Below are 8,608 nucleotides of genomic sequence, written 5' to 3' on the forward strand. Positions count from 1 at the left end.
CAGGCGGTCCAACGCTCATTCATGGCGAAGGGCGGGGTAGCAAGACGTCCCCTAGATCCTACGGTTCCGCAGCAAGCATCTCGAGTGAGCAACACCACCAGCATGGCCAAAATTATTCACAGCATGATCCGGGTTCTGAATGAGCAGAAGACGCTCGACTTCTATCAAAAGGCGCTCGGACTAGAAGTCGCCGACCGTTTTGCCTTTGATGGCTTCACTTTGATCTATCTCCGAAATGCAGAGAACGACATGGAGATCGAACTTACGGTCAATCACGGCCGAACCGCGCCGTACGCACAAGGCGAGGGCTACGGGCACGTGGCGGTTGCCGTTGACGATCTCGATGCCGAGCATCAGCGACTGAGCAGCGCCGGATTTTCGCCAACACCGATCAAGGAGTTCTTTCGCGACGGTGTTCTGATGGCTCGCTTCTTCTTTGTTGTGGATCCTGATCAATACAAAATCGAGGTTTTGCAGCGGCACGGCCGCTACCGGTAGCACCAGTTGCAACATCAAAAATCAAACGCAAGTGGGGAGGAAAGACGAATGCGTATGGTCGACAAAGCCACACGGCTTGGCCGAAGGGAATTCCTAAGGACGACAGCGAGCGCCGCCGCTGTCGTTGCCGTGGCGCCGACTGTGAGCGGGGAGGCACTCGCCGAGCCGTTGAAGACAGTCGCGTCACCGACAGTGGGCACGCTTGTTCAGATGGCGCGTGATCTTTACCCGCACGATGCTCTGCCCAACAAGTTCTATCAGACTGCGGTTGCAATTATCGATACACAGGTTGCCGAGAGTCCCGCGACGATCAATCTGCTGGCCGATGGCGCTGCCGAGCTCGACGCTGCTGCTAAGAAACTGAAGGGCATGCCCTATACGGCCATCGCGAACGAAGCCGACAGAGTTGCGGTGCTCAGATCAATCGAGTCCACGCCTTTCTTCAGCAGGATGCGCTCGGGAATGGTCACGGCTCTTTACGACCAGCACACCCTCTGGGTCAAATTCGGCTACGAGGGACCATCGTTTGAAAATGGAGGCTATCTCCACCGCGGCTTCAACGATCTTGATTGGCTGCCTTGAGCGGAGCGGGAGAGGAACACGATGGCCAAATTCGATCTGGACGACGATAGCATCGTAGTTGTCATCGGCTCGGGCGCCGGTGGCGGCACTTTGTCGAACGAGCTTGCACAGAAGGGCGTCAAGGTGGTCTGCCTGGAAGCCGGTGGCCGCTACGATATCGGCGATTTCGTCAACGATGAATGGGCGAGCTTTGCGCAACTGGCTTGGAAGGACAAACGGACGACCTCCGGGACATGGCGTGTGGCCAAGGATTTTCCCGAGTTGCCGGCTTGGATCGTCAAGGCGGTCGGCGGCACGACCACGCATTGGGCTGGCGCGTCGCTTCGGTTCCAAGATCATGAGTGGAAAGCCCGCAGCACCTACGGCGATATCGAGGGAGCCCAGCTTTTGGACTGGCCCATTGATGGCACGGAGATGGCGCCCTGGTACGCGAAGGCCGAATCCAAGATGGGAACGACGGGGACGAACGACATTCCCAGGCTCCCCGGCAACAACAACTTCAAGATCCTTCACGCCGGCGCCACCAAGCTCGGCTACAAGGAGGTTCACACCGGGAACATGTCCATCAACAGCAAGCCTCGCGACGACCGCGCGAGCTGCCAGCAGCTTGGCTTTTGCTTTCAGGGCTGCAAGATGGGCGCAAAATGGTCGACGCTCTACACCGAGATTCCAAAGGGAGAGTCAACGGGAAATCTAGAAGTTCGTCCTAACGCGCACGTCGTGCAGATCGAGCATGACCCGAGCGGCAAGATCAGCGGCGTCGTCTACGCCGACGGCGACGGAAAGATGCAGCGCCAGAAGGCGCGCATTGTCGCTTTGGCCGGAAACTCCATTGAGAGCCCCCGACTTCTTTTGAACTCGCACAGCGCTCTCTTTCCTCATGGTCTTGCCAATGGGGCGGGCCACGTCGGGCGTCACTACATGCGCCACACGACCGGATCCGTCTACGCCGTCTTCGACAAACCAGTGCACATGTACCGAGGGACGACCATGGCTGGTATTGTCCAGGATGAAGCCCGCAATGATCCGTCACGCGGCTATGTCGGCGGTTTCGAGCTTGAGACGATCTCATTGGGGGTCCCCTTCATGGCCGCCTTCCTTAGTCCCGGGAGCTGGGGGCGTGATTTCACGTCGACGCTTGACCGCTATGACCGCATGGCCGGGATGTGGATCGTGGGAGAGGACATGCCTCAGGCGAGCAACTGCGTGACTCTGAATGCAGAGTTTAAGGACGAGCACGGCATGCCTATAGCCAACGTCCACTATGACGATCATCCGAACGACGAGGCCATGCGCAACCATGCGTACAAGCAAGGCGTCGCACTTTACGAGGCCGTAGGTGCCAATCGCACAATTCTCACGCCGCCCTACCCATCCACTCACAATCTTGGCACCAACCGCATGAGCGAAAAGGCGGACGACGGGGTGGTCAACCGCTGGGGGCAAACGCATGAGGTGAGGAACCTGTTCATCTCGGATGGAAGCGTCTTCACAACGAGTGCAGCGGAGAATCCAACTCTGACGATCGTGGCTTTGGCCATTCGTCAGGCTGATCACCTCGCCGGCATGATGAGTCGGAACGAGATTTAGCCGTGACTGGCGGCGTCTCCCGGCCGCAAGAGGTCGATCGTCATGCATTCGAACACTAAGGCTGGGCAGCAGAGCGTGCTGCCCGGACGTGAGCTGGCGCCAGAGGACGCAGCTGGGTTGGTCGCCCGTCTTCGCACCATCGTGGGCGACACGCACGTACACGTGGGGAGCCAGGCGACAGAGCCGTATGCGACAGGATACCGGCACGGCTCCGGACCTGCGGCCGCGGTTGTCATGCCAGGGACTCTGATCGAGCAATGGCGCGTCTTGCAGGAATGCGTTTCCGCGGGCGCTATCGTGATTATGCAAGGCGCCAACACGGGCTTGACGGGAGGGTCTACCCCTGACGGAGTCTACGACCGTCCCGTCGTCATCATCAACGTCATGAGGATCGCGGGAATTCACATTCTAGGCGGCGGAACTCAGGTCGTCTGTCTGCCGGGCGCACGCCTCGATGAACTTGAAAGAAAGCTCAAGCCGCTCGGGCGGGAGCCGCACTCGGTTATCGGCTCATCTTGCATCGGCGCATCGGTGCTTGGAGGAATCTGTAACAACTCGGGCGGAGCCCTGGTACGGCGCGGACCTGCCTACACTGAGCTTGCACTCTTCGCCCGGCTCGACGGTCAAGGGCGTTTGCGCCTCGTCAACCATCTCGCGATCGATCTTGGCGATGATGCGGAAACGATCTTGCGCCGCCTGGAGGTTGGCGACTTCACTGACGCCGACATCAATTGGCCCGCCGATCGCGCAGCATCCGACCGATGCTATGTCGACCGCGTCAGACAGGTAGAGGATGCAACCCCTGCGCGCTTCAACGCGGATCCCACGCGGTTGTTCGAAGCGTCGGGCTGCGCGGGCAAGGTCGTGCTCTTCGCGGTCCGTTTGGATACGTTCCCGGCGGAGCTGGGGACAGCCACCTTTTACATCGGCACCAACGATCCCTTGGAGCTCACGGCACTGAGGCGTCACATCCTTACGCAATTCAATGAGCTGCCGGTTTCAGTCGAATATTTGCATCGCGATGCCTTCGACATTGCGGAAACCTATGGCAAAGACATGTTTCTTGCCATCCGGGTGCTCGGAACCGGTCGTATTCCGGCACTCCTATCGCTGAAAAGCCGGGTGGATCGAATCGTGCGTCGGCTTCCCGGTTCTTTTCATTTTGCCACCGACCGCATTCTCCACACGCTGGCGCAATTGTTTCCAGCGCATCTCCCGGTCCGGATGAAACACTATCAGGAGCGCTTCGAGCATCATCTTCTGTTGAAAGTGAGCGCCAATCGAGCCGAAGAAGCCCGCAGTCATTTGTCCGCAATCTTTCCTTCGGCAGCCGGTGAGTTTTTCGAATGCACGGCAACGGAGGCGGAGAAGGCGTTCTTGCATCGTTTTGTGATTGCGGGCGCTGCGGTGCGGTACAGGGCCGTCCATTCCCGAGATGTTGAAGACATCGTCGCGCTGGATATTGCTCTGCCTCGAAACGCGAAGGATTGGTTCGAGGCGCTGCCCGCTGATCTTTCCCGATGGACGATCAAATCGCTCTACTATGGGCACTTCCTATGTCACGTATTCCATCAGGATTATATCGTGGCGAAGGGACATTGCCCGACAGCCCTCGAGGAGAAAGTGTTGTCTCGCTTGGATGCTCGTGGCGCCGAGTATCCCGCGGAGCACAACGTCGGCCATATGTACCACGCCAAACCGCAACTGGCCGCGCACTATCGGTCGCTCGATCCCGGCAACGTCTTCAATCCTGGCATCGGTCGTACGTCCCGGCGAGCGCATTGGCTCTAGGAGCGCGACCGCACATAGACTTTGGTCGGCATATTCGGCTTGTTGCTTAAGGGTTGCCTGGCGCAACTCCCGGGTGAAATTGCCATCAATTTGTATGCGGTCAATTGACACAACAGGCCGAGCAGATAAAAGTAGAACAAAAATAAACACGTCCTTGCTGAGGCATTATGGACGAAAGGGAGCTTCGAGGGGCCTGGGAGCGCTTTGTCTGCGGCGACGACACAATCGCCGCTGTGAGGCCCGCTGTCGGCTTGTCATGGCAGCGCTGTAAAAAATACAACGTCGAAGTCGCGTGCCGCTCGGCGCCACTTGTGTCGGAGGCTGAGCTTTACCGGCGCCGCTCTAATAAGATTTCTCTGGCAGGCTTCGCGAGACCGGCAATGGAATATGCCGCCCAGGCCCTGTCCGAGTCCTACACAATGCTGAATCTCACGGATGAGCACGGTTTCATCCTGGAGACAATCGGCGACCACAGGACCATCGATGCCGGACGAAAGGTCCACCTCGAGGATGGCGGATGCTGGTCCGAGAGAGATATGGGAACCAACGGCATCGGTACGGCGTCGGCGACTAGGCAGCCTGTCCAGATCCACGCCGCCGAGCATTTTTGTCAGGACGTACAGAGCTGGACTTGTGCAGCTGCCCCGGTGCTCCATCCGGTCGATCGCGAACTCCTCGGTGTGATCAATATCAGCGGACCACCGAAGACATTCGGTTCGCAGAACCTGGCCCTCGTCATGTCGATAGCCGCGCACGCGGAGGCGTTGATCGGTCAATCGGTCAAAGTCGATCATGACAGGCTTCTAGGCGTTTTTAACGACAGGCGGCGCACGTGGGCCAACTACGACATGATGTTGATCGATCGGCGTGCGGCGATCGTACACGCGTCGTCCAATGCTCTCCGCAACCTGGCGGATCAGGAGCCCAATGGCGGCGACCTGTCTTTCCTGCGATCCATTCCGTTCCGTGACTGGGAGGCACGACTGGCGGCGCATTTGACCAATGCGCGAGCTGTGCTGATCAACGAGGGGGATTGCGAGCTTGGTGCAATCATAGTCTTTCCGAGTAGGAAGCAGGGGCCGGCATCTACGGATGCCAAGATCCGTCGCACGACTTTTCTGGGTTCATCTGAGCGTGAGCCGGGAAGAAACGAGAAGCATCCGAACACGGCCACCGGGGAGCTAGGCTCTTCTGCTGGGTTTGTCGCCTCGGACGCACGCGTCAAAGCGATCTGCAGTCAGGTCTCGTCTGCAGCACGAATGCGCATGCCGATACTCATTCGCGGACAAACCGGCACTGGAAAAGAGGAACTCGCGCGGTTCATCCACGAGACCAGTGGTCGCGATGGAGCCTTCGTGCCGGTCAACTGCACCGCGCTGCCTGAGACGCTCATCGAAGCCGAACTCTTCGGATATGCCGACGGGGCCTTCACCGGTGCGCGAAAGGGAGGTGCAGCTGGCTTGGCAAGAGAGGCTGACGGAGGAACCCTGTTTCTCGATGAGATTGGAGATATGCCGCTCTCTCTCCAATCGGTTCTATTGCGCTTTCTCGACGATTTCACGGTTCGGCCTCTCGGAGGCAAACCCAGCAAGGTCGATATCCTCGTCGCCTCGGCGACCAATGTCGACCTGCAGGCTGCCGTTGCCGCCAAGCGCTTCCGCTCCGATCTTCTGTATCGTCTCAACACGCTGGACGTGGTGCTGCCGTCCCTCAGCGAGCGCACGGATTTTGAAGAGATCGTTTGGCACCAACTTCGGAAGATCCGCCCTGCTTCCGAGATTACGAGCGGTGCCGTTGCTGCTCTGGTGAAGCAGGCATGGCCCGGAAATGTGCGGGAGCTTCGCGCTGTGCTGTCTCGTCTCGTTCTCGTTGCGGGCGAAGACCTCATTGATGAAGCGCTGGTGGCGGGGCTTCAACCAAATCAAACTCATATCTCTTTGCGCAATTCGCAACGGGCCAGACTACGGGCAGTCCATGCGGAGACCGGCGGCAACATCAGCGAGACGGCGAGACGGCTCAACGTATGCCGGAACACTGTCTATCGGGCTCTGAACGAGCAATCCGAGGATTAGAACCCTTGTCCCTTGAACGTCCGATGCTCCAAAAGTGAACATGCGCAAGGCGACGGGAGCACGGACAACGCGCAAGCTCCGAGAAGCCGACACAAAGCTTCTGCTTTCGGTGACGCGCTCATATTTCAAAGCAGATCAATCATTCCGCTGAAGACCTACTCCGGATGTCTCACACGAGCATCCGAGCAACCTCCTTTCGCGCTGATCACCCGGTAGCTGGCATAGCAATTGCCTGCCCTTTGCGTGGCATGCATCGCGCGAAGCTTGCATTCGCGAAGATCATGCGAGCGCGAACGGGGGGACTTCGGGCTCCGTGCGCTTGGTCAGAAGAAAGAAGACTTGAAAGGTGAGGATATGCTGTCCAAGGGAAAAGTCAGGCTGGCCAGATGGTCGCTTGTGGCGTGTGCTGCAGCCTGCACAAGCATGGCGCAGGCTGCAGACTGGACCGAATACGCTGGAGACAAGACAAGCTCGAGGTACATCGCCAATGGCAAGGCGACGGCCGAGTCCGTGAAGAAGATGAAGATCGCCTGGCGCCTCTCACTGCCCGGCAACGATCTTTCGGCCGATAACCCCGACCTTCGCACGTGGGTCAACGAGTCGACGCCGCTGGCGATCGACGGAACGGTCTATGCCACTTCGCCGCTCGGCATCGTCACAGCCGTCGACGGGGTGACCGGCAAGGAGAAGTGGCTCTACGATTCCCAAGGCTATCTGGCAGGGCAGGCGCCGAACCTGGGCTTCATCAACCGCGGCCTCACGTATGCGGTTGTCGATGGCAAGAAGCGCATCATCGCCGGTACGCCGGATGCCTTCCTGATCATGCTCGACGCCGAAACGGGCAAGCCCGTCGAGAGCTGGGGAGAGAAGGGCCGCGTCGATCTGACGATCCATAAGCGCCGTCCCGTACAGCGCGATCTCGTCACCGTCAGCTCGCCGCCGATTGTCTGCGGCGGTAATGTCATTCCGAGCCTCGCGGTGCTCGACTCGTTCGCCAACGGCAGGCCACCGTTCAAGTATCATCCGCCCGGCGACATCCCCGCCTTCGACCTCAAGACCGGCAAGCGGGTCTGGATGTTCCACAACCCGCCGCTGGCCGGCGAGGATGGCGCTGACACTTGGAAAAATGGTCTCGAGGACACGGGCAGCGCGAACATGTGGGCCCGGCCGGCATGCGACGACGAGACGGGCACGGTTTATCTACCGCTTTCGACGCCTTCGAACGACTTCTACGGTGGCCATCGCCTCGGCAACAACCTGTTCGCAGAATCGCTCCTGGCCGTGGACGCCAAGACCGGCAAGCGCGTCTGGCACTTCCAGATGGTCCATCACGGCGTCTGGGATTACGATCTTCCGACCGCCCCGAACCTGATGGACATCACGGTCGACGGAAAAAAGATCAAGGCCGCCGTCCAGGTGACGAAGCAAGGCTACGTCTATGCCTTCGACCGCACCACCGGTAAGCCGGTCTGGCCGATCGAGGAGAAGCCCGTCGAGGCCGGCAACATTCCCGGTGAGGAATATTCGCCGACGCAGCCCGTTCCGTCGAAGCCCGCGCCGTACGTTCAGCAGGGTGCGAGCGAGGCCGACCTGATCGACCTGACCCCAGAGCTGAAGGAAGAGGCGAAGAAGATCCTCAACCGCTACAAATACGGCCCGCTGTTCACGCCTCCGACTATGGACAAGGCCGGCACGTTGCTGGTCCCGGGCGTTCTCGGTGGCGCGAGCTGGGCGGGTGCGGCTCACAACCCGAAGACCGGCGTCCTCTATGTGCCGTCGTTCACTATTCCGTTCGCGATCAAGATCAAACAGGAGGTCGAGGGTACGTCTGCCCACAAGTACACCGGCACCTGGGCCGGCGTCGGCGGACCGGACGGACTGCCGCTCTTCAAGCCTCCGTTCTCGACCATCACCGCGATCGACATGAACACGGGCGATCACAAGTGGCGCGTTCCGGCCGGCCGCGGCCCGATCAACCATCCTGCTATCAAGGCCGCTGGCCTCAAGAGCGTGGGCGCCCCGCACCAGAGCTTCATTGTCATCACCGACGACATCGTGTTCACGGCTCCGAACGG

Annotated in this window: 6 protein-coding genes; all 6 read left to right on the forward strand. The window is 59.5% G+C overall.

Annotation, left to right across the window (positions count from 1 at the left end):
* Positions 1-102 precede the first annotated feature (102 nt).
* Entirely contained in the window at positions 103-498 is a 396-nt protein-coding gene (locus tag QZV93_RS11445) for a VOC family protein (protein WP_295558579.1), read from the forward strand.
* A gap of 48 nt (positions 499-546) precedes the next feature.
* Positions 547-1,080, forward strand: a complete 534-nt coding sequence (locus tag QZV93_RS11450; protein ID WP_295558572.1) for a gluconate 2-dehydrogenase subunit 3 family protein — start codon at positions 547-549, stop codon at positions 1,078-1,080.
* Between the two features lie 21 nt (positions 1,081-1,101).
* On the forward strand, positions 1,102-2,670 hold the full coding sequence (locus QZV93_RS11455) for a GMC family oxidoreductase (protein WP_295558573.1): 1,569 nt from the start codon (positions 1,102-1,104) through the stop codon (positions 2,668-2,670).
* A 42-nt stretch (positions 2,671-2,712) separates the two neighbouring features.
* Positions 2,713-4,461 (forward strand): D-lactate dehydrogenase, encoded by a 1,749-nt coding sequence (gene dld / locus QZV93_RS11460; protein WP_295558575.1) that lies wholly within the window; start codon positions 2,713-2,715, stop codon positions 4,459-4,461.
* A gap of 167 nt (positions 4,462-4,628) precedes the next feature.
* Positions 4,629-6,533: a sigma-54-dependent Fis family transcriptional regulator gene (locus tag QZV93_RS11465; RefSeq protein WP_295558577.1), complete on the forward strand. Its 1,905-nt coding sequence runs from the start codon at positions 4,629-4,631 to the stop codon at positions 6,531-6,533.
* 423 nt (positions 6,534-6,956) lie between these two features.
* A partial coding sequence (locus QZV93_RS11470; protein WP_295558578.1) for a PQQ-binding-like beta-propeller repeat protein occupies positions 6,957-8,608 on the forward strand: 1,652 nt, incomplete at its 3' end.

This window comes from uncultured Hyphomicrobium sp. (genome assembly GCF_902826555.1).
Lineage (GTDB): Bacteria > Pseudomonadota > Alphaproteobacteria > Rhizobiales > Hyphomicrobiaceae > Hyphomicrobium_C.

What these genes read in the sequence shown, in the direction of transcription:
- dld (WP_295558575.1), top strand. Translation starts at nt 2,713, where the DNA reads ATGCATTCGAACACTAAGGCTGGGCAGCAGAGCGTGCTGCCCGGACGT.
- QZV93_RS11455 (WP_295558573.1), top strand. Translation starts at nt 1,102, where the DNA reads ATGGCCAAATTCGATCTGGACGACGATAGCATCGTAGTTGTCATCGGC.
- QZV93_RS11465 (WP_295558577.1), top strand. Translation starts at nt 4,629, where the DNA reads ATGGACGAAAGGGAGCTTCGAGGGGCCTGGGAGCGCTTTGTCTGCGGC.
- QZV93_RS11445 (WP_295558579.1), top strand. Translation starts at nt 103, where the DNA reads ATGGCCAAAATTATTCACAGCATGATCCGGGTTCTGAATGAGCAGAAG.
- QZV93_RS11450 (WP_295558572.1), top strand. Translation starts at nt 547, where the DNA reads ATGCGTATGGTCGACAAAGCCACACGGCTTGGCCGAAGGGAATTCCTA.